This window comes from Zobellia laminariae (genome assembly GCF_030553095.1).
Taxonomy (GTDB): Bacteria; Bacteroidota; Bacteroidia; order Flavobacteriales; family Flavobacteriaceae; genus Zobellia; species Zobellia laminariae.
Genome location: NZ_CP130738.1, coordinates 3,639,024 through 3,663,320 on the forward strand (window position 1 = coordinate 3,639,024; position 24,297 = coordinate 3,663,320).

20 protein-coding genes, 1 other RNA gene and 2 pseudogenes are annotated in these 24,297 nt (G+C 35.5%); 9 read left to right on the forward strand and 14 right to left on the reverse strand.

The features are described 5' to 3' along the window. Positions 1–32: 32 nt before the first annotated feature. Positions 33–1,308, forward strand: a pseudogene (gene glyA, locus Q5W13_RS17475) (serine hydroxymethyltransferase). 127 nt (positions 1,309–1,435) lie between these two features. Here glyA and Q5W13_RS17480 read toward each other — a convergent pair. The 9 genes from Q5W13_RS17480 to Q5W13_RS17515 form a co-directional block, all read right to left on the reverse strand. Next, the gene (locus Q5W13_RS17480; RefSeq protein WP_304443870.1) at positions 1,436–2,092 is read right to left on the reverse strand and encodes a hypothetical protein; all 657 of its coding nucleotides are present in this window, start codon (positions 2,090–2,092) and stop codon (positions 1,436–1,438) included. A 148-nt stretch (positions 2,093–2,240) separates the two neighbouring features. Then, positions 2,241–2,912 carry a response regulator gene (locus Q5W13_RS17485; RefSeq protein ID WP_155595918.1) on the reverse strand — a complete coding sequence of 224 codons (672 nt, stop codon included), beginning with the start codon at positions 2,910–2,912 and terminating at the stop codon, positions 2,241–2,243. A gap of 44 nt (positions 2,913–2,956) precedes the next feature. Beyond that, on the reverse strand, positions 2,957–5,035 hold the full coding sequence (locus Q5W13_RS17490) for a tetratricopeptide repeat-containing sensor histidine kinase (RefSeq protein ID WP_304443871.1): 2,079 nt from the start codon (positions 5,033–5,035) through the stop codon (positions 2,957–2,959). Positions 5,036–5,109: 74 nt separating this feature from the next. Beyond that, positions 5,110–5,601, reverse strand: a complete 492-nt coding sequence (locus Q5W13_RS17495; protein WP_304443872.1) for a hypothetical protein — start codon at positions 5,599–5,601, stop codon at positions 5,110–5,112. A gap of 134 nt (positions 5,602–5,735) precedes the next feature. After that, positions 5,736–5,987 (reverse strand): LytTR family transcriptional regulator DNA-binding domain-containing protein, encoded by a 252-nt coding sequence (locus Q5W13_RS25275; protein WP_368662299.1) that lies wholly within the window; start codon positions 5,985–5,987, stop codon positions 5,736–5,738. Between the two features lie 170 nt (positions 5,988–6,157). After that, positions 6,158–6,466, reverse strand: a complete 309-nt coding sequence (locus Q5W13_RS25280; protein WP_368662300.1) for a hypothetical protein — start codon at positions 6,464–6,466, stop codon at positions 6,158–6,160. 278 nt (positions 6,467–6,744) lie between these two features. Further along, positions 6,745–8,289: a choice-of-anchor Q domain-containing protein gene (locus Q5W13_RS17505; RefSeq protein ID WP_304443873.1), complete on the reverse strand. Its 1,545-nt coding sequence runs from the start codon at positions 8,287–8,289 to the stop codon at positions 6,745–6,747. Positions 8,290–8,372: 83 nt separating this feature from the next. Continuing rightward, positions 8,373–8,768: an acyl-CoA thioesterase gene (locus Q5W13_RS17510; protein WP_304443874.1), complete on the reverse strand. Its 396-nt coding sequence runs from the start codon at positions 8,766–8,768 to the stop codon at positions 8,373–8,375. After that, entirely contained in the window at positions 8,769–9,821 is a 1,053-nt protein-coding gene (locus Q5W13_RS17515; RefSeq protein WP_304446537.1) for a glutaminyl-peptide cyclotransferase, read from the reverse strand. A gap of 138 nt (positions 9,822–9,959) precedes the next feature. Here Q5W13_RS17515 and ffs point away from each other — a divergent pair. The 3 genes from ffs to fsa all read left to right on the forward strand — a co-directional run bounded on the left by ffs (position 9,960) and on the right by fsa (position 11,712). Beyond that, positions 9,960–10,058, forward strand: an RNA gene (gene ffs / locus Q5W13_RS17520) — signal recognition particle sRNA small type. 117 nt (positions 10,059–10,175) lie between these two features. Further along, on the forward strand, positions 10,176–10,985 hold the full coding sequence (locus Q5W13_RS17525) for an SDR family oxidoreductase (protein WP_304443875.1): 810 nt from the start codon (positions 10,176–10,178) through the stop codon (positions 10,983–10,985). Positions 10,986–11,058: 73 nt separating this feature from the next. Continuing rightward, a complete protein-coding gene (gene fsa / locus Q5W13_RS17530) occupies positions 11,059–11,712 on the forward strand; it encodes a fructose-6-phosphate aldolase (RefSeq protein WP_155595924.1) in 654 nt (217 codons plus the stop codon). Positions 11,713–11,811: 99 nt separating this feature from the next. On the opposite strand, the gene Q5W13_RS17535 is transcribed toward fsa, so the two are convergent. After that, positions 11,812–13,122: a transaldolase gene (locus tag Q5W13_RS17535; protein ID WP_304443876.1), complete on the reverse strand. Its 1,311-nt coding sequence runs from the start codon at positions 13,120–13,122 to the stop codon at positions 11,812–11,814. A 251-nt stretch (positions 13,123–13,373) separates the two neighbouring features. Between Q5W13_RS17535 and Q5W13_RS17540 the strand changes: the two genes are divergently transcribed. Beyond that, on the forward strand, positions 13,374–15,002 hold the full coding sequence (locus tag Q5W13_RS17540) for an ABC-F family ATP-binding cassette domain-containing protein (protein ID WP_155595926.1): 1,629 nt from the start codon (positions 13,374–13,376) through the stop codon (positions 15,000–15,002). Between the two features lie 142 nt (positions 15,003–15,144). Continuing rightward, the gene (locus Q5W13_RS17545) at positions 15,145–16,281 is read left to right on the forward strand and encodes a hypothetical protein (protein ID WP_304443877.1); all 1,137 of its coding nucleotides are present in this window, start codon (positions 15,145–15,147) and stop codon (positions 16,279–16,281) included. A gap of 78 nt (positions 16,282–16,359) precedes the next feature. On the opposite strand, the gene Q5W13_RS17550 is transcribed toward Q5W13_RS17545, so the two are convergent. Beyond that, a complete protein-coding gene (locus Q5W13_RS17550) occupies positions 16,360–17,076 on the reverse strand; it encodes a hypothetical protein (protein ID WP_304443878.1) in 717 nt (238 codons plus the stop codon). A 195-nt stretch (positions 17,077–17,271) separates the two neighbouring features. Here Q5W13_RS17550 and Q5W13_RS17555 point away from each other — a divergent pair, with 195 nt between their 5' ends. After that, positions 17,272–17,865, forward strand: a complete 594-nt coding sequence (locus tag Q5W13_RS17555; protein WP_304443879.1) for a fasciclin domain-containing protein — start codon at positions 17,272–17,274, stop codon at positions 17,863–17,865. Here Q5W13_RS17555 and pheT read toward each other — a convergent pair whose 3' ends face one another. After that, on the reverse strand, positions 17,866–20,289 hold the full coding sequence (pheT, locus tag Q5W13_RS17560; protein WP_304443880.1) for a phenylalanine--tRNA ligase subunit beta: 2,424 nt from the start codon (positions 20,287–20,289) through the stop codon (positions 17,866–17,868). It lies immediately after the preceding gene. 130 nt (positions 20,290–20,419) lie between these two features. On the opposite strand from pheT, the gene Q5W13_RS25285 reads away from it, so the two are divergent. Both Q5W13_RS25285 and Q5W13_RS25290 read left to right on the forward strand, forming a co-directional pair. Beyond that, on the forward strand, positions 20,420–21,163 hold the full coding sequence (locus tag Q5W13_RS25285; RefSeq protein WP_368662301.1) for a hypothetical protein: 744 nt from the start codon (positions 20,420–20,422) through the stop codon (positions 21,161–21,163). 32 nt (positions 21,164–21,195) lie between these two features. Then, entirely contained in the window at positions 21,196–21,642 is a 447-nt protein-coding gene (locus Q5W13_RS25290) for a TlpA disulfide reductase family protein (RefSeq protein WP_368662570.1), read from the forward strand. 3 nt (positions 21,643–21,645) lie between these two features. On the opposite strand, the pseudogene leuB reads toward Q5W13_RS25290, so the two are convergent. Further along, a pseudogene (leuB, locus tag Q5W13_RS17570) lies at positions 21,646–22,766 on the reverse strand (3-isopropylmalate dehydrogenase). A gap of 144 nt (positions 22,767–22,910) precedes the next feature. Continuing rightward, positions 22,911–24,080 carry a 2-isopropylmalate synthase gene (locus Q5W13_RS17575; RefSeq protein WP_304443881.1) on the reverse strand — a complete coding sequence of 390 codons (1,170 nt, stop codon included), beginning with the start codon at positions 24,078–24,080 and terminating at the stop codon, positions 22,911–22,913. Between the last annotated feature and the right edge of the window lie 217 nt (positions 24,081–24,297).

A 24,297-nucleotide genomic window follows, 5' to 3' on the forward strand; every position in this document is an offset into this window, starting at 1 on the left:
TTTTGCAGCTCAATTTAACAGAATATTTGCTTATGCAACGAGACAATCGGATTTTTGAACTAATAGCAGAGGAAAGAGAACGCCAGTTAAGCGGAATAGAGCTTATAGCCTCTGAGAATTTTACAAGCCCCACAGGTTATGGAGGCTTCAGGATCAGTACTAACCAATAAATATGCCGAGGGATATCCTGGGAAACGTTATTATGGTGGCTGCGAGGTAGTTGATAAAATAGAGCAACTTGCTATAGATAGAGCTAAAGAATTGTTTGGTGCTGCATATGCAAACGTACAACCTCACTCAGGTTCTCAAGCAAATGCTTCGGTTTATCATGCATGTTTAAAACCTGGAGATACTATTTTAGGATTTGATCTTTCTCATGGTGGGCATTTAACTCATGGTTCTCCCGTAAATTTTTCTGGTAGATTATATAACCCGGTTTTCTACGGTGTTAATAAAGAGACTGGTGTACTTGACTATGATGTTATTCAGGAAATAGCAACAAAGGAAAAACCAAAGATGATTATTGCCGGTGCGTCTGCTTATTCTCGCGACATAGATTTCAAGAGATTTAGAGCAATTGCCGATAGTGTTGGTGCGCTATTGTTAGCGGATATTTCTCATCCTGCTGGTCTAATTGCAAAAGGCATTTTAAATGATCCAATTCCTCATTGTCATATTGTAACTACTACAACACATAAAACATTAAGAGGCCCACGTGGTGGACTTATATTAATGGGTGAAGATTTTGACAATCCGTTCGGAATTAAATTAAAGAACGGTAAGCTTCGTAAGATGTCTGCCTTATTAGATTTAGCTGTATTTCCATAAAACCAAGGTGGACCTTTAGAGCACATTATTGCTGGTAAAGCTATTGCTTTTGGTGAGGCACTTACAGATGAATTTTTGAATTATATGATTCAGGTAAAGAAAAATGCTGCTGCAATGGCTGCTGCTTTTGTTGCCAAAGGATACAATATTATTTCAGGAGGTACGGATAACCATATGATGCTTATTGATCTTAGAAATAAAGATATTACTGGTAAAGATGCTGAAAAAGTGTTAGTGGATGCAGATATTACTGCAAACAAAAACATGGTTCCGTTTGATGATAAATCACCATTCGTTACCTCTGGTATTAGATTTGGTACAGCCGCTATTACAACTAGAGGTTTGAAAGAAGCTGATATGAGTGTTATTGTTGACTTGGTAGATGAAGTGTTGACAAATGCTGAAGACGAAGCTAAAATAGCCGAGGTAAAGAAAAAGGTAAATGCTTTAATGAGCGGTAGAGAACTTTTTAACGCATAGTTCAGACTAGTAAATAGTTCACATAATCCAATCCCCCATATACTCAACTATTGAGAATATGGGGGATTGATTGTTTTTAGTAATGGGCAGTTAAAATACTGTCTAAAACCTTAAAAAGTTGCTTTGATTAATGGTTAAGCATAAATAGGTCACCGTGTTCTATGGTAGAGCTTTTTAAATCATAGATAACAGCGTCATCTTCAGATTCAAAATAAAGACCCCAATACTTAAAGTAATCTTTCTTTGTATTGTTGTCAGCTTCAATATTTCTTATAAGAATTTCGTTTTCATCATTACCTTTTTCTTCAAAAACAGGAACATAAATCTCGTAAGGAGTTTCTGTTAAGCCTTTGCTGAAGTGAACATAATGCTTGCAAATTTCAGCTATAATATTGTCTAGCTGATCTACTATACTGTTATCGTAAATTTTATTTATAATTATAGCTGTATCCTTTAGGAAAAATGTGAATTCTTCAATATCAACGCTACAACCACTTCTTTGTACAAGTTCGTTAAGAAGTCTTATAAATGAAGTCCTCTTATGGTTTAAAGTTTCCAAGGTACCTTTGTTAAAGTGAAACAACATTTCCACAAGTGTAATATTACAATTTAACTCAATTGCTAAACTTGTATTTGCTTCTTTGTTTGTACAGTCTAGAATGGTGGCTTCTGCAAAGAATAGCTTTTCTAAACTATTGGTAAAAGAATCCATTCCCTCAATTTGTGAATTGGGAGTATAGCCATTTGACTCGTTGTTACTAAAACTATCTGAATATAGAGGCATGTGTCCGTGGTTATACACTTAATTCCAAAGATAGTTTTCAGTTTTGTCAGGGCTACAAAGAAAAACCCCATAAAAACTGGGGGTTTTCTGGGGTATAAAAAGAGTTTAAAATTAAATTATTGACTGTCAGTTTGTTATCTAGTATAAATCAAATAAATCCACGTTTTCTAGCCTCATCTATGAGTGCAAAATCGTTACCGCTTTCAACATTGAAAATTACTTTCAACTGTCTTTTTCGGTTTTCAACGGTTGTGCTAGATGCGGCAACTAAAGAGGAGATATCTTTAGTCTTAGTTCCGATGGATAATTGATATAGTATTTTTTTATCGCGCTCGTCTATTTGATCTTCATTTGCCATTTTTCTACGTATAGCTTGTAAAGCAGCTGCGGTATAATACGGAGGATTTTCTATTACCGTTTTTACCATATCCTGAAGTGTTTTTTCATCAACTTCCGACTTTACCATATACCCATCTGGGTTAACGGTTTTTAAAACATTGTTAATATGGTAACTATCACTAAAGGAGGAAAGAAAAACTACTTTAGAGGATGGAGATATTTTTTTTACCAAAACACCCAAGTCAACACCACCTCTTTCTTCTTTAGAATTATCTGGAAACATCTGAATGTCCAATAATATAATATCATAGGGCATACGAGTTGCTGAGCTCTCTATTTCTGCCTTGCCTTCATGATAACTGGGTGCAATATTAACGGTTACGTTATACTTATCAAAATCGCAGCCTTCAATGGTATATTTATAGCCTAGAACAATCATTTCATGATCATCAACAGCTAATATTCTAATTAGGTTGTCCATAGTTTTTTGGTCAGTTCTGAGTTTCGTTTCAGCAGTAGTATTATCTAACTGGTTGAGTGTTCCGTTTCAGTTTCTAACGGAACTTCTAGTTCAACGGTCGTTCCTTTACCAGGAGCACTGTTAATTGTATATGTTCCTTTTATTTTTTTAATTCTAGATGAAATGTTACGCAACCCAATGCCTTTTTTTCTAGAACTTGTTTTAAAACCTTTTCCGTCATCCGTTATTTTGGCCATAAAACCAATGTTGGTTTTACTAAGTTCTACAATTACGTTTTTACATGCAGCATGTTTAACACAATTTTGTAAACTTTCTTGAATCATTCGGTAAACGTTAATTTTTACATTTGCATCAAGTGAATCCCAATCAAAGGTTTTGTTGTAAACAAACTTATATTCAAAATTACCGGTAGCCTTGACGGTGTCTAACAGGTCTCTAATAGAGTGAATAAAATTAGGAATATTTTGGTAGGCAGCATGACTAAGTTCGTGAGAAATAGAGCGTACCTCTTTTTCAACATCTTGCAAGACATCTATCGCTTTTTTTCTTTCTGTCACAACTTCCTCGCCAGTTCTCTTGTTAAGACCTGTAAGGACCATGCGAGCGCCTAACATTTTGCCTAATACCCCATCATGAAGTTCTTCAGATATTCTTTTTTGTTCTATTTTTTTACCTTCTTCTAGTTTTTCTTTTTGAGCAAGCATTAAATTGAAGATTTCTTGGTTTGCTGCCTGTTGTTGCTGTTGAAATCGGAGTTTTTGGTTTTTAGATCTTTGGTCTAAAATTATATAGGACATTAAGCCTAGTAGTAAGATGGATATGGCAACACCTGTCCATAGTTGTTTCTCGCGCTCTAATAATTGATTTTCGGCTATAAATTCATTGGTCTCAAAACGTATACGGGCAAATTTATTTCTCGCTTGACGCTCTACCTGTTGTAAACTATCATTTAAAGCAATGTACTTTTGATTATAGTAGCTTGATTTTGATGGTTCTATTTTTACCAATAGCTGTAGGCTTTTTAGAATCCGGTCATTATTACTTGCTATTTTAGAATAGCCAAGGGCTTTTTTTGCCTGTGATATAGCCTGCGTAGTATCTTTTCTACTTAAATAATAATCAGCAAAACAATAATGGCTTCTAGAAATATCTTGGATTTCTCCAAGGCTATCCTGCATTTTTATAACCTTTTCAAAATAAGCCGATAAATCTGATTTTTGGTCAATTTTAGATTTACCATAAGCTAAATTGTTTAAAGCCATTGCGTAAAGCTGTGGACGTTTCGTGATGATAGATTTATTATCTAATACCTCTTGAAAGTATGGAATTGCCTTTTTATAATTGCCTTGCTCTAGATAGACCACACCAATATTGTTTACTATGCTTAAGTCTAACGTATTTTCCTCACTTATTTTTTCTTGATATTCCCTAGCGGTCTTATAATAATCTAGAGCGCGATCAAAGTCTTTTAATTCTTTGGTTATAGAACCAAGGTTGTTATAACAATTATAAAGTCTTTTATACTCTTCTAAAGGTTTCAGAATTTCAATTGCCCTAATAGTATTGATTTCGCTACCTGTGTAGTCTTTAATATCTGCTTGTGTAACTGCCATGTTATAGAGCATTCTGGCAGATTCATAATCTTTGTTTAATTTCTCATATACTTTTTGAGCTTCCGAAAAATGAAAGTAAGCATTATCTGAATTTGATTTTGATCTATAAAAATCAGCTAAATCCCAGTTAGCTTCAGCCAACGTTATGCTATCATTTAAAATTTTTGCAAGTTCCAGCGTTTGTTGGTTTGTCTCTCTAAAGTTACTGGAATCCTTAAGTATTAGATATTTGAAGGATATTTTTGAAAATAGTTTAATTTTAAGGGAGTCATTTTCTATTACGGATGCTCTTTTTTGAGCTGTGTTTAGAAAGGCTAAACGGTCCGGAACGGAAAGCTCGGTATTGGAGGCACTATCAATTAAAGAGAATGCAGAGTCTGCTTGGACAGAAACTTGAGCATTATTTAACTGGTCATTTTTTTTGGAACATGAAAAAGCCAGTAAAAGGGCAATTAAGGAAAAGCCCAGATATTTAATACTTCGTAAAGGTCTGCAGGTGACAGGAAGCATGAGATGAAAATTCAGGTTAAAAAAAAAGCCTTAAAACTTAATTTAAGGCTAATATAATCTATTCTGATTTTATACTAAGAGTCACGTCTGTCAATTTGAACATCGTCACCATCCGTAGAAGAACCGCGTCTGTCAATTTGAACGTCATCACCGTCCGTAGAAGAACCACGTCTGTCTATTTGAACATCGTCACCATCCGTAGAAGACCCACGTCTGTCAATTTGAACGTCGTCACCATCCGTAGAAGACCCACGTCTGTCTATTTGAACATCGTCACCGTCCGTAGAAGAACCACGTCTATCTATTTGAACATCGTCACCATCCGTAGAAGAACCACGTCTGTCTATTTGAACATCGTCACCATCCGTAGAAGACCCACGTCTGTCGATTTGAACATCGTCACCATCCGTAGAAGAACCACGTCTGTCAATTTGAACATCATCGCCGTCTGTTGAGGCATCACTGTTTAATTCATATAATGCATCTTCCTTATTTTCCGACTCACAAGAAGTCATTAATCCAAGGCTCATTGCCATTACTGCGAAAATGCTTGCTACTTTTTTCATGCTAAGTTTAGTTTAGGGGTTATTTATTACACTGCTAAACTAGGACCAACGAAAAGTAGATTGGCTAATTACAAATTTGTAGTAGTAAACGTACGTTATTTGTGAGTATTTGAATGAGTTTTAAGAGTATTCGTCTAATTAAGTGCGGAAATAGTATTTTTTGATAATAAATTTTTCAAACCATCAATGTTTTCTCTGTAGGATTTAGAGAAAGGTAATTGCATTTTATTCTGCTTTAAAGTGCAATGCGATTTTCCATAGCTTATGCGAGAAATAAAATTTGTATTGACAATATAGCTTTGGTGAATTCTAACGAAGTTTTTAGGTAATTGATTTTCGAAAGTCTTTAACGTTTTATAAGCATTATTTATTGTTCCGTCTTTCATGACGAATTCAGTAGAATTGTTGTCTGCTTGTAGGTAAAGAATATCGTCTGTATTGATATATTGAAAATCGCGATACGACTTTAAACAAATGGTTTGCGGCTCTGTTTTGGCAGGTATTTCTTTTTTAAGCCGTAGTATAGATTTCCTTATCTCGAATTCATTATAAGGCTTTAACAGTAATCAAAAAATCCGTTTTTAATTGCATCGTATGCATATTTTTTATTTTTAGATATGCCAATGATAATAGGAAGCTCGTTTATATATTGATGAAGTTCCATAACCATATGAAAATATTCATATGCATTCTCATTAAGGTTAACAAAAACTACGTCTGGAAAATATTTTAAAATAATGTTAGTTCCTTCCTCGCTATTTTGTGCTAGGCCAGCGCAAGTAAAATCACCATATTCCTCCAAATAGTGCTGTAATTGCAAATTTGAAGTCGCATCTGAATCTATTATGGTGTAAGTATATTCCACGAGACATTGTTTTGATGCAAATTAGTGACAGTAAGTTACATAGGTATAAAGATATTCCCCACAATAACTGGGGTTTTTATCCGCTAAACATGGGTTTTTAGCAATTTAGAAAGAAAAAGATTACATTTTTATGATTTAATTAACATTTTGAGCTAAAAATATCGTTTTCGAAAGCTGAAACCCAAATATTTAGGCTTTTTCTGTAAGATAAAACTGAGTTAAGTAACCATAACAATCTACATGATAACCGCAGGGCTAAAGAAGGTTTTGAATACTTGCTATTCCAAGGGAGTAAACTCATATGCGCCAAGATCTGGCAATTCTTCACGATTTGTGCCTAAAATGTCTAATGGCGTATTTACAGCAAATGATTTATTTCCTTTATCTAGTGCCGGAGAGGTAGACATTAATCTAAAATTATTCTGAGTGGCGTTTTCAAACTCTAAAGGTTTGTTTAGAAAGCTATTTACATAATATTCATCGTTTTCAAAATTGTATAAGTCTTCAAAACCAGAAGGAATATTAGATGTATTGGCTGTGATTAAACAAGAGCTAAAAAGATAATTATAGGCATTGGTACCATTAGAACTGTGAGATAACTCAAAATTGCCATTTCCATCTATAATACAATTTTTGAAGTCGGCTTTAACTAAATCGATTCCTGTAGAACCGTTTTGTCCGTTTGGTTCAAAATTATTAATGGTAAGAGCTGCGCTTGGTCGGTAACTTTCTGTCCAATAATTGGCAATTGTAGTATGCGTAAAAGAATAACTTCCTCCTAAATTACAGTAGAAAGAGCTATTTCCTGCACTACCTAAAACTAAATTCTCGGCAGTTAAGACAGCAGTTTTGGCCCATAAATTAATTTTAGAGCTATTGTAGATTTGGGAGTTTTTAATGTTCAAAGTAGGAGAGGAGAAGGAAGATTCTCCTTGGGCAAAAATACCTATGGTCGCATTTTTTAAAGTAAGATGGTTAATGGTGTTATCAATACTACCGGTAGCTATGCGAATGCCTTCCCATTGGCCAGATAAGTCTCCGTATTCTGGTTCTAAGCGATCCCCTTCAAAAATCACTTCATTTTCAAGAAGTTGTTCGTCTGTACTTAATGTTCCGTTAATAGCTATAGAACCTTCAGATTGTACGGCAATACCAGAATTTTCATGAAAATATACTCTTGCCCCAGCATCTATAATTAGCTTTTGTTCTTTGGGAACTAAGGCAAACCCGTAAATTACATATGGCTTCTCATTGGTAAACTGTAATTGGTCTGTTTTAAGTTCAAAACCTGGAGATAGAATCTCATTACCATTGTTGTCAAAACCAATCACGACAGATTGCTTTTGTCCATCCGAGTTGTTTTCAGGGAAAAGAAAAACAGCATCTTGGACAAGCGTTACCAATGGTATTTGTTGACTATTATTGCCTTGACCAAATTGCAATACGTCTGTGTATAAAAGCTGATTTACAGTTTTATCTTGGATATCTACAGTGGTCTCTATAAAGATGTAAAGACTGTCTTTGGCCATTAGTGGGATATCTGCAAATGTCTTGCCCGCAACGCCATCTACGTTAAGCCTGTAAGAACTTGTTTCACCTTGTTCCAGTCCTATAAAAGGAATTGAAATATCTTCTTTGCTGCGGTTGTATACTTTTAAACTATAAGTACTGCTACCAATGTTTGCAAATACGGTGTCTAGGTAAACGGTATCCCTTGAAAATTCAAGATTTCCGGTGCTAGGGGTGTATTCAAAATCCTTGCGGCATGAACCCAAAGAGATGATTAGGGCAAGAAGTGTTATGACTTTTAAGAAATACCTCATTTATATGCTCTAAATATCTAGCTGTTATTGGTGTAAAAACCATTTAAATTTAGTGTTGATGTCTAAAAGTATAGTCTTAACTGTTATGCAGTGGTAAAAAATTCTTTAATTTCATCTGATATGCGAGTGGGTCTATAAGTCTCAGCATTCAAAAGACACCATTCCGTACTTGACTTTAATAACAGCTCGTTGGTCTTCTTATTGTGCATTTCTACAATACGAACGCAAACAGCACCTCGGCTTTCTTTTATATAGGTACGCATTTCAATAACATCGTTCAGTACGGCAGCGTTTTTATATGTAATATGATGGGTCATGACCACCCAAATAATTCCACTACGCATTTCTTCGGAAGCGGCGTTCATCCAGTGTTCTTTAGAAATGTCTTGCATCCACTGCACATACCGCACGTTGTTTACATGATCAAGCTCATCTAAATCATCCTGTTTTACGGTAATCGTTTTTTTGTAACTCTGCATTTATTTCTTTTGGATTTTCACCTCAAACATTTTGTCCCATTCCTTTCCGGTAACAAAAAACGTTTGTCTTTTAGGGTGGTAGGCTATTCCGTTGAGAACATTATCCGTATCGCTCCAAGTGGTATGATGGGTGACTTTACTGCTTAGGCCCCCAAAATTAATAACACCTTCAATAGCACCGCTATTCGCATCAATAATCATTACGCTAGGTTTTTGGTATACATTGGCATAGATTTTTCCGTCTACATATTCCAATTCGTTTGCACTATCATTAATAGATTTGTTGGTGACGGTTTCTATATGACCTTCTTCAACTAAGGTTTCTGGGTTTAAAAACCATATTTTTTCAGTTCCATCACTTTTATATAATTTTTTTCCGTCGTTCGTTAATCCCCAACCTTCTTTGCTTTCCCCGAATTGAAAATTATCAATTTTATCCAATGTCTTTAAATCGTAAATAAAACCAACACCACTGCGCCAAGTAAGCATATATATCTTGTTGTTCAGAATGGTAATACCTTCTCCAAAATAGGTTTGGTCCAAATCTACTTGTTGTAAAACCTCACCTGATTTAAAATCTACTTTCCGTAGTGAAGACCTTCCCTTCTTACCAGTACTTTCATAGAGAGTGTCGTTATGAAATTCAAGTCCTTGAGTGTACGCCCTGTTATCATGAGGATATTCTGCTATTATCTCGTAAGTATATATTTCAGGAGCGTTTGGCGCCAATAACTTAAGGTGCTTGGTAACCTCTACAGACGTATCATCATAGGAAACGTTGGCCTTAAGGGTTTTGTCCCCCAAGTGAGGCATGTTCAGTGAAATTTTACCCTCACTGACCGGTAATTCTTTTCCGTCTACAGTATAGGTTACACTTTCTATAGTTTTGTCTTTCTTATTTTTAATGGATACTGCTACGTTTTGGTTTTGCTGAAAGCTTTTGCTGTTTCCTTCTAATTGAATTTCGAATAGCGCTGAGGGGGAATTATCGCCTCCACAGGCCATAAATAGCATTAAAAAAAGACAGAGCGGAAAAAACTTTAGAGTTGTCATCACAGAATTAAATTTGGTTATGCCTGATTTACAGGTGTTTTTAGTTGCACAAAAATAACGAACTCAAAACAAATTGTTGATATAAAAAATAGAATGTAAAACGATTGCGAAAGAAACAAAAGATTGTATATTTGCAGTCGGCAAGTCCTACACGACCAGCTCCTGTAGAATCCCCCAGGGTGGGAACGCAGCAAGGGTATACGGTCGTAGCGGTGCGATGTAGGTAGCTTGCCGATTTTTTTTAGCCTTAAATTCTACAAAAAAATAGGCATCTCTCTAACTATTCTATTTCTACAGTTCTTCAGCGTTTAATTTCTTTTCTACTACACTATATTATCGTTATTTTGCAATCTTATGGAGCAAAAAGTAGTATTGATTACCGGAGGTTCTTCTGGCATAGGTAAGTCTATAGGTTTGTACCTGAAATCTAAAGGGTTTAAGGTATATGGAACCACTAGAAATTTAGCAAAACACGAACATTTTGAAGTTTTTGATTTACTTCAGTTAAATGTTTCTGATAAGGAGAGTATCGTTTCTGCGGTAAATCAAATTATAGCAAAGGAAGGAAGACTAGATGTATTAGTAAATAATGCAGGAGTTGGTATTACCGGTCCTATAGAAGAAACACCTCCCGAGGAAGTTCATAAAGCTTTTGATACTAATGTGTATGGACCACTTAGAGTAGCGCAGGCTGTATTGCCCCAAATGCGTAAACAAAATAGGGGAGTGATAATCAATATTACTTCAATAGCAGGCTATATGGGTTTACCCTACCGGGGAATATATTCAGCAACAAAAAGCGCTTTATCAATTCTTACGGAGGCGCTACGAATGGAAACCAAAAATTTTGGGATTAAAATTGCCACTTTGGCTCCAGGAGATTTTGCAACAAATATAGCTGCGGGACGTTATCATTCACCTGTTTTGGAGAGCTCACCATATAAAGATCCCTATGGCAATACATTAAAAATGATGAACGAAGATGTGTCCAATGGCGATGATCCAATTTCAGTAGCAAAGCAAGTTCTTGGTATTATTGAAAGTTCCAACCCAAAGGTGCATTATAACGTAGGTTCGCCCTTACAGAAATTTTCTGTAGTCCTTAAGAGTATTTTACCAGATAAAGTATACGAGAAACTATTACTAAACCATTATAAGTTGTAATTTCGTTTTTTGGAATAAATGATTTCGAAAGCGTAGCAATTATCTAATTTTAAACCTAATAAACTCTAAAAAAATGAAATTTTTTATAGACACAGCTAATTTAGATCAGATACGGGAAGCACAAGAACTAGGTGTTCTTGATGGCGTAACTACCAACCCGTCTTTAATGGCTAAAGAAGGTATTACAGGAAGAAACAATATATTAAAGCACTATGTAGACATTTGCAACATTGTAGATGGAGATGTATCTGCTGAAGTTATTTCCACTACTTACAAGGAGATGATTAAGGAAGGTGATGAATTGGCTGAGCTACATGACCAAATCGTTGTGAAAATACCAATGATTAAAGATGGTGTTAAAGCATTAAAATATTTTTCTGACAAAGGAATCAAAACAAACTGTACTTTAGTTTTTTCTGCAGGACAAGCATTATTGGCTGCTAAAGCTGGAGCTACTTATGTTTCTCCGTTTATTGGAAGGCTGGATGATATCTCTACAGATGGTCTTAACTTAATTGCTGAGATCAGACATATTTATGACAACTACGCATTCGAAACTCAGATTTTGGCTGCCTCTATCCGTCACACTATGCACGTTATTGATTGTGCGAAACTTGGTGCGGATGTTATGACTAGTGGATTATCTTCTATTACAGGTCTTCTTAATCACCCATTAACTGATAGTGGTTTAGCAAAGTTCTTAGCAGATTACAATAAAGGAAACTAGTACATTGTACTTACCTATTGTAAATTCAATTGCAATAGGGATATAAAAAAAAGGGATGCCATATGGTATCCCTTTTTTTATTCTATTTATTTAATCTTTTTAGAAGGAGGTGTAGACATTCGCAAAAGCATCTACAATTACTTTATCATCTGTAATAATACATTTGTTAAGAGGGTAGATAACAAGTGACTTTGTAAGTTCCTCAAAGTCAGAAGAACGGTATTGATTTGTTTGATCTAAACCTGAAATCTCCAACATAGCTTTCCAGTTGGTTTCCGAAGTTTTTATATTGATACCTACATAAGAATACTCCGGCTTCTTTGAGGAAAGCTGTTCAATCCTTCTTTTAATATTTTCAAAATGCATTCTGTCTGTGGCAGACCAAAAATAGAATACTGTTTTATTATTTTTAGCTGCTATTTGCTTTAATGTCATAGTGTCGCCAGTTATACTGGTTACAGCAACATTGGGTATTTCTTTCTTAGGCTGAATGTTTTTAATGCCTTCGTATAAAGCATCAATCTCACCCATGTGCTTGTTATTATTGCTAAGTTCTCTAAAACCGGCAATAAATTCTTCGTTGTTTTTCTCGGAATCATGAACCTTTAATAGGTAATCAAAAGCTACATATCTAAAAAGGTTGTCTTTTAGCTCTTTCTCTTGTACAAGGCTATCTATAATATGTAGTTTGTGCTTATTAAAATGAAGCTGATTGCGAACTACGTTATTTTTAATGGCACAGGCATGAGAGCAGGTCATATAAGACATGTTACCAATGTGATTGATCATGAAATTGTAATAAGGTCTTAAATACGTTAAGTCCTTGTCATTAAAAATGAGATCTTTTCTGTAATCGTAAAAATTAGCGGGTAAATCATCTAATATTTTTTCTCCGGTAAGTCTTTTGTGCTTAAAAGGATATTCCTCTTTATAGGTGTTGTAATTATAGTCAACACTGGCGCTAGCAATCTTCAACTCTTTTTTGGAGAGTTTTCCTTCGGTCACTATATCGTTTAATATCTCTAATTTTAGTTGTTTTAAAGAATCTATATTTCTTTCAAAATCAACAGGTTTCAACCTATACATAGACCGTACAGAACTAGCTTCTTCTTCATGAGCCAAGAAAACTTCTAAAAGAAAATTATTGAGTTCTTCTCCATCTCCAGAAAAAACTAGGGATTCATCAAAATCTGAAGTATTTAAACGTACAACAAGACTATCTCCTTTTTCTAAATAAACATACTGTAATTCCGGATCGTGGTTAAAATGATATAGGCCTTCCGTAATAGAATCAAGGGAGAAGGAAAAACGGTTGTCATCATCTAATTCTGCAGAATCTATAACCACATCTCCTTTAAGTAGTACGATGTAGTCACTGGTAGGGTTAACAATTTCCCCCGAAAAAAACACACTGGGTGAACTTTTTTCTGCAGCACAACTTCCAAGAAAGCAAAAAATAGATAGAGTAGTTTTCTATTCATATAAGTAATAGCTTACTATGTATTGCTCAAAATTAAACAACGCTTTGGCGGTTTGCTGTTAATAGCGAGTTAAAAATAAGAGGGTTGCGTTAAGGTTTAAGATGAAGTGAATGCTTTTTAAGTTTATTGGTTTAGGCCATTAAAATTCAGTATTTTTGCACGAATTTTAAAAAGAAATCTATGCTGTCGGTATCAAATCTATCCGTACAATTCGGAAAAAGGGTCCTTTTCGATGAAGTGAACGTAACCTTTACTCAGGGTAACTGTTATGGGGTAATTGGAGCAAATGGAGCCGGAAAATCTACATTTTTAAAAATCCTATCTGGACAGATAGATCCTACTTCAGGTCATGTACATCTTGAACCGGGTAAGCGTATGTCTATCTTGGAACAGAACCACAACGCATATGACGAGTCTACAGTGCTTGAGACCGTTGTAATGGGTAACAAGCCGCTTTTTTCAATAAAGCAGGAAATTGATGCTCTTTATGCGGATTATACGGATGAAAACGCAGATAAGATTGGTGAGCTTCAAGTTCAGTTTGAAGAAATGAATGGTTGGAACGCAGATAGTAATGCCGCGGCCTTATTATCAAATTTGGGTATAACCGAGGAGTTTCATTATACCTTAATGGCAGATATAGATTCAAAACTTAAAGTTCGTGTGTTATTGGCACAAGCTCTTTTTGGTAATCCAGATGTGTTGATCATGGATGAACCTACCAACGACTTGGATTATGAAACTATTACTTGGTTAGAGAATTTCCTTGCCGATTATGAAAATACAGTAATTGTTGTTTCTCACGATAGACACTTTTTAGATTCCATCTGTACCAGCATTGCAGATATTGATTATGGTAAGATGAATGTGTATTCAGGTAACTATACATTCTGGTACGAAAGTAGCCAGTTGGCCTCACGTCAGAGAGCACAACAAAATAAAAAGGCAGAGGAAAAAGCAAAAGAATTACAAGAATTTATTGCTCGTTTCAGTGCCAACGTAGCAAAAAGTAAACAAGCTACATCAAGAAAGAAAATGTTATCCAAGCTTAAGATAGAAGATATTAAACCTTCTAGTAGAAGATACCCTGCTATTATTTTTGAAAGAGAACGCGAAGCAGGAGATCAAATATTGAATGTAGAGGGGCTTTCTGCTAGATCAGAAGATGGCGATTTACTTTTTGAAAATGTAAACCTAAACTTGGCAAAAGGAGATAAAGTTGCTATTATTTCTCGTGATTCAAGAGCAACAACTGCTTTCTACGAAATAATTAATGGTCATAAGAAAGCTGAGAAGGGTGAGTTCCAGTGGGGTATTACTACTACCCAATCCTATTTACCTGCAGATAACTCAGACTTCTTTAAGGAAGACATAAGTTTGGTAGACTGGCTTAGACAATGGGCCAAGACAGAAGAAGAAAGAGAAGAAGTTTATATCCGTGGTTTTCTAGGTAAAATGCTTTTTAGTGGTGAAGAAGCCCTAAAAACCTGTACTGTTCTTTCCGGAGGTGAAAAAGTACGTTGTATGTTGAGTAGAATGATGATGCTCAGAGCTAACGTTGTAATGTTGGATGAACCAACGAATCACTTAGATTTAGAGAGTATTACCGCATTTAATAATAGCCTTAATAATTTTAAGGGAACGGTTATGTTTACTACTCATGACCACCACTTTGCACAGACGGTTGCCGATAGAATCATCGAGTTGACCCCTAAAGGCAACATAGATAGATATCTGGCGTTTGATGAATATATGTCTGACAAGACATTACGGGAGCAACGTAATAAAATGTACGTTGCAACGGTATAACTTTTGTTAAACCTGTATTCTTAAATGATGTAGTGGGCGTTTTTTAAATTCAAGGACCCAAACCTTAATTTAAAAAAGGCCCATTCTGTTCAATTGGCATCTTGCCAACTTGATCCATTTAAGGAACATTAAATTGTAACAGATGAAAACCTACAATCTATTCTATGCCTGTATGGCATTATTAGTCCTTATGGGCTGCAGTAAAAATGATAGTGACGCTCTTGGCGAGAGCGAAGAAAAAAATAATCTTCACGCCAACTACACCTTAATCGTCAATAATCAGGGCAGTCTTAGTGGCACGTTGTTTAACGTAGAGGACGAAGCATTCACTATTAAACCAGAAGAAAGCAAATTTGCCGCAATGGCACTTCCTGATCTGTCTTTTGAAGAGAACAGTGTGTTAACTACCTATAGTAAAAAGACCAATTGTAGTGGTAAGCTAACTATTCATGATTTTAATGATGATAGTAACAAGAGCTATGATGTCTTTTCGGATTTAGGAGCCTGTAACCTTACGGCAAAATCTATAGCCCGTAAAGGAGATAAACTCTACATTGCATATGAGCTTCAAATAAGTTCTACTGTAGATGGGTTTTATGTTCGCGTTCTTGATGTATCATCTTCTGAATCCGCTTTTGTTGATATAGAACTAGATCAAAGACCTATTGAATTGGCTTATGCAAATAATAGATTGTTTGTGTTAGGGGTTGATGAAGAGGTTACAGGAGAAAATTCCATTACGGTAATTGACGCTAATGTAAATAACATTGTACATAGCCAATTAGTCGGTTTTGATGTAAGACGAATTTTTACAAACCCAGAAGATAATATCATTATTAGTTATGATGATTTGCATAGCATGTTGAACAGTGTAACTATGGCTATTTCTTATACTAGTTATGGAGAAGGCAAGGAGCCTAATTTTACAAAGTCATCTTCATTACATTTTGATAGTGAAGGTAAAATGTACTATCAAATGACACCTACAGCATATAGTACTTTTCCTGTAATACCTGCCATTTACGATTTCAGTAAGAATTTAACCGTTCTATATGCTTACGAAAATTTTATGACGGAAACTCAGCTTAACTTTGAATTTAATGTTGAAAAAACAACAATGGTGAGTTATGATGAAGAAAACAACTTATTATTGATTGGATATAAAAAGACAAGTGGAGCTAACAAAGGTGGTATACTACTAATTAAGCCGGCTCCTGAACCAGAACTATTGAATAGTATGGATGTAACAGGTATACCAACAGCTATCTTTAAAAATTAATTCAGTTCATACTTAAAATAAAAAAAGGCATTCTATCGTTCGGTAGAATGCCTTTTTTGCTTATAATATAGTCTCCAATCAGGAATTAAAATATTTACTGTTCCAAATGGCATTACTAAAATTCTTGCCTAAGGCAAAGCCGTAAAAAATAACAACCGCAGCCGAACATTTGAACATAAAGAAGAAAATTATAAAAAACTGAGCGTTGGAACTGTTCTTTGAGAATAGACCATCCGGAATAGATAAAGCTATTAAATAGCTTAGTGCAACTACAAGGCAAGTTAAGTTTACAATATTTTTAAATGGCCACATTAGCCATTTTCTTAATGGATGAAGGTCGTTTCCCCATTTGTGAATAAGATAAAAATAGTCGTTTCCAATAGGAGCAAATAGAATAGGGTCGTCCTTATCTTCTAATTTAAAAAGTTTGGAAGGAGCAAGGATTCTAAAGCCTTGTAGCTTTATATCATGTGATACTTCAATTTTTTTTATTTCTGAAATAGCTTCAGCAGGTATTTCTCCTTTGAAATAATTTGAAGGAAGAAAACGGAGTCTATAGTCAACGCAAATTTTCTTTATTTGGTCAACGTGATAAATCCGGTTTGTTTGTAAGAGGTCAAGGTTAAAAGAATTAGTGAGAGAAGTGTCTTTCTTTTTAAGGTTATTACCAATTTCTTCTCGACTTTTAGAGTCTTGTTCCAGTATTTGGTATAAATCATTTAAGAACCGTATTTGGTCTTTTTCACGTACCGTTCCGCTAAGTTTCTTTTCTAAATTGACCTTGTTTAGGAGCATATAATTTGAGGTATATCTCAAATTTAAAGAATTTTATAACTTAAGAGAGAATGAAATTCATAAGCATTTGTTAATAATTTGTTAAAAATTAACATTTGAATGCGACTATATGTCAGTATACATGGGATATATCGTAACTTGTCGGGGTATTTGAACCGTTAATCGACCGTTTTAACAATTCCCTGCCGAATTTATATGAAAAATCTTACTAAAGTCTTCTCTTGTGCTCTGTTCTTTGTTTTTTTATCAACTAAAGCTCAAGAAACTGTAAGCAAATTAACTACAACTCACAATAAGGCCGTTAGTAATAAATCAATAGTTAATTCTACTGCAACTTCTAAAAATCATCAAACTCTTTTGGCGGTTATGAAGGCTGCTGATTTAGAAGATTTATTGGATCATGCTGGCCCATTTACTGTTTTTGCTCCATCCGATCTTGCATTTGCTAATTTAGCCGGTAGATCAGTAGAGGAGTTATTAGACCCAAAAAACAGAAAAGAATTAAGGGATTTGTTGACTTATCACATTGTTGCGGGACAAATTACTGCTTCAAAAATATTAAAGGCCATGTGTAGAGGAGAAGGTAAGGCAACCTTTACTACAATTCAAGGTGGTATTATTACGGCCACTATGGAAGGAATAGATATAATTCTAAACGACGCCTTTGGGAATACCGCAACTATTGTAGTTGCAGATTCCAAGCAGCGTAATGGCGTTATTCACGAAATTGATAGTGTTATTCTTCCAGGAAAATTTAAGAGCTTTCTTAATTCGCATCTTTTTTCTTAATTATCTTAATTCCGCTCCTAACTCGTTTTGGTAGGTTTTCTCTAGTTTACCCATTATACGGTCTATCTGTTTGTCCGTTAATGTGCGTTGGCTATCCTGTAAAGTAAAACTAACGGCGTAAGATTTTTTTCCTTTAGGAAGTTTATCTCCTGTATAAACATCAAATAGGTTGATGTTCTTTAATAGTTTCTTTTCTGTCTTTCTTCCTAGTTCATAAACCTTTTGGAAACTAACGGATTCATCTAGTAAAAGAGCGAAATCTCTTTTTACCTCAGGATATTTAGGTATCTCGCGATAAGTAATACTATTTTTCTCAGCAAGAGCAATCACGTTACTCCAGTTAAAATCAGCATAAAGAACCTCTTGTTTTATGCTCATATGTTTAAGGATGGACTTTTTAACTATTCCAAAAGAGACCAATTCTTTAGAACCTACATTTAAGCTCAAGCCTTCTGAGAATAAATTGTTAGAAGTTGGCGCGGGAGTAACATCAGATATACCCAAGCGATTTAAAATATTGGTCACTATGGATTTTGAGTAAAAGAAGTCATTTGTCTTCTCGGTATCGGCCCAACCACCTTCATGACGGTTTCCTGTCAAATAGAGGCAAAGGTGTTTGTCTTCAATATATTTTGATTTTTTCTTCTCGTATGTTTTACCAAATTCAAATAACTTCAGATTAAGTTTCTTTCGGTTATTATTGTATAAGATAGTTTCAAGGCCTGTGAACAACATAGAACGTCGTAAAACAGAAAGGTCGTTACTCAACGGATTCAACATTTTTACGCTCTCCTCAGTTGAATTATCGTCCAATAATTCCGCATTACCATGAGCCGTTAAACTATTGGTCATGATTTCGTAAAAACCTTGGGAAGCCAAAAAGTCTCCAATTATGCTTTGAAGCTTATAATCGTCAAACTTAGAAACAGGCGCAGTAGAAGCGTTTAATTTTGTCCCAAAATTGATATTGTTATACCCATAAACACGTAAAATCTCTTCAATAACATCTACTTCACGCTGTACATCAACCCTGTAACTAGGTATTGATAGGCCAAGACCAGCTTCGGTAACGCTTTTCACTTTAATGTCTAGCGATGCCAAAATTGATTTAATAGTGTCTTGCGGAATTTCTTCACCAACAAGGGAATGCGTTTTCTTGAAGGTCAGGAAAACTTGGTGCTCGTCAAACCTTTTAGGATAAAAATCAACAATGTCAGAAGTAATATCACCTCCGGCAATTTCTTTTATCAATAAAGCGGCACGTTTAAGTGCGTATTCTACATTTTCAATATCAATACCTCTTTCAAACCTAAAAGAAGCATCAGTATTCAATCCGTGTCTTTTGGCAGTTTTTCTAATCGCTACAGGATTAAAATAAGCACTTTCAAGAAAGATAGAAGTCGTTTTTTCTGTAACACCAGTATTTATACCACCAAAAACTCCGGCAATACACATTGGTTTTTCAGAATCACAAATCATTAAATCATCTTCATGTAGTTCTCGTTCTTCACCATCTAATGTCATGAACTTAGTTCCGGCAGGCAGTGTTTTTACAACTATCTTTTTACCGTGAATGCGATCGGCGTCAAAAGCGTGCAAAGGTTGTCCTAAATCATGTAGAACGTAGTTAGTTGCGTCTACAAGGTTATTCATAGGATTAATGCCTATTGCGCGCAATCTGTTCTGTAACCAATCAGGTGAAGGTTTAACCACTAAATTACTTAGCGTAATACCTGCATAACGTGGCACAAGCTTACTGTCATCTACTTGAACCTGTAGTTTAAGCGAACGGTTATCTATATTAAAATGACTGATAGAAGGTGTAATCAGTTCTTTAGTAATTTCTTTTTGCTTTAAACCGGCCTTTAAATCTCTTGCTACACCAAAATGGCTCATAGCATCTGCGCGGTTAGGGGTAAGGCCAATTTCAAAGACCTCATCTATTTCTACGTCAAAAACCTCGGAACAAGGTGTACCTGGTTTCAATTTGGAATCTAGAACAAGTATACCATCATGGCTAGAGCCTAGCCCTAGTTCATCTTCGGCACATATCATACCGTGGCTTTCTTCTCCTCTAATTTTTCCTTTTCCTATTTTGGCTTTTCCTTCTGGAGTATATAGCACGGTGCCAACGGTAGCCACAGGAACTTTTTGGTCCTTGGCCACATTAGGGGCTCCACAAACTATTTTTACGGGTGTACCAGTTCCTACATCTACGGTAGTAATTTTTAGTTTATCGGCATTAGGGTGCTTTTCGCAAGTAAGAACATGTCCTACTACAATACCCTTTAATCCGCCTTTTATAGACTCAAAAGGGATGATTCCCTCTACTTCAAGACCTAAATCGGTTAAAAGTTCTCCTGTTTTTTGGGAATCCCAATCAAGTTTAAGATAATCTTTTAACCAGTTGTATGAAATCTGCATCGGTAAGTTTTAGTGGCGGTAAAGATAAAACAATGCATTAAGACATTCAATATACAGCGCTACTGAATTACTCATTTTTTTGTTGTAAGTTTTCGGGTTTTATTACGATTGTTAAAGAAAAGAGGTGATAATGAAGAAATTGATTTTTTTATTGGTAATTGGAGTAGTATTGGTTTCCTGTAATGAAGAAAATACCAGTGAGCTTGCCCAAGGTGATTGGCTGGGGCAATTAGAAGTGATGGATGGTGAAAAACTTCCTTTTAATTTTAATCTTTTAAAAGATGCAAGCGGTTCATATGTAATGGAAATTTACAATGCTAGCGAAGTGATAAAGGTAGACGAGATTACGATTAACGGGGATTCCATACGCATTCAAACACCTGTTTTTGAAGGATATATTGTTGGGAAGTTTAGTCAGAAGAATATAAAAGGTAATTTTATTAAAGAGAGCTTGGATAGGGTAGTTCCTTTTGAAGCTTTTTACGGAGATAAAGAGCGTTTTACTGTTGATCAACCACCTCTCATAAATGTATCCGGTATTTGGGAAACTGAATTTAGCCAAGGCACTCCCGATAGTTATACGGCAAAAGGAATTTTTGCTAAGAATGGAGATAAGGTAACGGGAACGTTTAGGACCACTACCGGAGATTATAGATATTTGGAAGGTGTGGTTAACGGAGATTCATTAAAATTGTCCACTTTTGATGGAGCTCATGCATTTTTGTTCTTAGCTAAAGTTACCGATAGCACCCTTAATGGTATTTTTTATTCTGACAAGCATTTTCAAGAACCATTTGTGGCTAAGCGAAATGACAGTTTTGAACTGCCAGAGGCAGACTCGCTCACTTTTTTAAAAGAAGGCTATGAAAACTAGCTTTCTCATTTCCCGATTCAAAAGGAAATATCATATCATTAACGGACAAAAAATTTCAGAATAAAGTTGTGCTTGTTCAAATTATGGGTTCATGGTGTCCTAATTGCTTGGATGAGACCAAGTTCTACGTTAATTATTTAAAAGAGAATGGCCACGAGGATATGGAGATGGTGGGCTTAGCTTTTGAGTATGCCAAAACAGAAGAGCTGGCATATAAAAGTATTGAACGTCTTAGAGAACAAATAGGTGTAAACTATCCTATATTATTAGCGCAATATGGAGCATCAGATAAGGAAAAAGCTCAACAGAAACTTCCAATGTTAAATCACGTTCTTTCATACCCAACAACCTTGTTTATTGATAAAAAAGGGAATGTACGAAAGATTCATACCGGTTTTAACGGACCTGCTACTGGTGAAAAGTATACACACTTTACGAAGGAATTTGATACCTATGTAAAAATGCTGTTGAACGAATAATCGTTATATAATAGTAGATTTTCCTAGACCAATATTCTCATCGTTTATGCTCTGGTTTTCGTCAGATTCAACAATGTTTTCAGAGATGAAATCGCCTACATAATCGGTTCCATACTTACTGCTGCCTAGAACGTCTGTGGTAACTACTTTTTTCATAAAAGACTTGTGAACAGCAGCCACAATAGCGTTCGCTTCTTCATTTAGATTAAAGTGTTGTAGTAACATAGCTGTACTTAAAATAGAAGCTACAGGGTTAGCTATATTTTTTCCTTTTGCTTGTGGGTATGAACCGTGAAAAGGTTCGAACATGGCATTATCAATTCCTACCGAAGCAGAAGGTAGCAAGCCAACAGAGCCAAGAATAACACTACCTTGGTCAGATAGAATATCGCCAAACATATTGTCTGTTAAAACCACATCAAACTGGCGCGGGTTCAACATCATTTGTACGGCTGCATTATCTATAAAAAGACATTCAAATTCTACATCTGGGTAACTTTTAGAAATTTCTGTTACCATCTTACGCCAAAGTCTAGAAGTTTCCAGAACATTGGCTTTATCTACTAAGGTTAGTTTTTTTTTCTTCTTTTTTTTGCAGACTTAAAAGCAAGGTGTGTAATGCGACTAATTTCACCTTCGGAATAACTACAAAGGTCAGAGGCAGTGGTGCCATCTTCACTCAAAGTTTTTTCTCCAAAGTATATTCCACCGGTTAGTTCTCTAAAAATAACAAGATCGGTATTTTCTACAATGTTTCTCTTTAAAGGCGAATTTCCTAAAAAGGCAGGAAACATTTTTATAGGACGTATGCTGGCAAAAAGCTCAAGCTCTTTACGTAACCGCAATAAACCTTGTTCTGGTCTAACTTTAGCTTCAGGATTATTATCGTATTCTAGAGAACCGATAGAACCAAAAAGAATAGCATCGGATTTTCTGCACAATTCCAAGGTTTCGTCAGGTAAGGGTCTGCCGGAACCGGATATAGCAATAGCCCCAAAGGGAGCTTCAACAAGTTCAAACCTATGGTTGAACGTTTCTTCAATCGCTTTTAGGCATTTTACGGATTGGGCCAATACTTCGGGACCAATACCGTCACCGCCAAGGAGGGCAATTTTTAGTTGCATCTAGAGAATTTTTAGTGTGCCAGATTTAAAAAACTACCAAAAAAGGAGTTTAAATCACAGGGGGCTAAGATTAAAAATTTTAATGACATAATCGTCAAAAAAACATATAAAATATAAATGATAAATTCTCTAGAGTCTTCGCTATTAAATACTTTCGATGGTAATGTTGCTAGCTTCTATGATTTTTGGAATGTCTTGATCCGAAATTTCCTTGTGTTCATCTGCAAACTTCAAGAATTCCTGATACACTTCATCAAGCTGAAGTTTTGTCAATTCAAATCCTACCAATTTAGCTCTATAAGCCAAAGCAGCTCTACCGCTTCTGGCGGTAAGTACAATAGAAGATTCGTTTACGCCAACATCTGCAGGATCAATAATTTCATAGGTCTCCCTGTTTTTAATAACACCGTCTTGGTGAATTCCAGAACTATGGGCAAAGGCGTTAGCACCAACGATAGCTTTGTTAGGCTGTACCATCATTCCCATTTTTTGAGAAACCATCTGACTTGTATCAAAAAGCAATTTGCTGTTGATATTCGTGTCCAAGTTTAAGCTAGGGTGTTGCCTTAAGATCATAACGACTTCTTCTAAAGAAGTATTTCCTGCTCGCTCACCAATACCGTTAATGGTACATTCTATTTGGCGGGCACCGTTAATTACACCAGCAATTGAGTTTGCTGTTGCCAAACCTAAATCATTATGGCAGTGGCAAGAAAGTACGGCTTTATGAATTCCGGTTACGTTTTCTCTAAGGTATTTCATTTTAGCGCCATACTCATCTGGCAAACAATATCCTGTTGTATCAGGAATGTTCAATACAGTGGCTCCTGCTTTAACGACAGCTTCGCAGACTCGTGCCAAGAATTCGTTATCCGTACGACCAGCATCTTCGGCATAAAATTCTACATCTTCAACAAAGGTTTTAGCATAACTTACGGCATCAATAGCACGTTCTATAATGGCATCTTTGTTGGAGTTAAATTTATATTTTATATGTGAATCCGAGGTGCCTATTCCGGTGTGAATACGTGCTCTCTTAGCATATTTAAGAGCTTCGGCAGCTACTTCAATATCTTTTCTTACTGCACGTGTAAGTCCACATACTGTTGCATTCTTAACGAGTTTAGAGATTTCGGTAACAGATTTAAAATCACCAGGACTTGATACGGGAAAACCAGCCTCAATAATATCTACACCTAAATAGTCTAACCTTTCGGCAATGACCAATTTTTGTTCTGCATCTAATTTACAACCGGGTACTTGTTCACCATCACGAAGCGTTGTATCAAAAATTTGTACCTTATCTTTACTCATTATATCTTGTAGTTTAGCTAACTTAGGAACTGCTTGCAACTTTTATCTTGTCTACAAATATCATATTTTGTACGGTTATATCAACATTTTTAATAACCTTAGCCCTGTCTTTTACTAAAAAAGGGATTTGATTATCGTACAATGGCCTATATGTTATGTTTTAAACAAAAAATAGCAATAAAGTTCAATACGAATATATAACCAATAGAGCGAACCA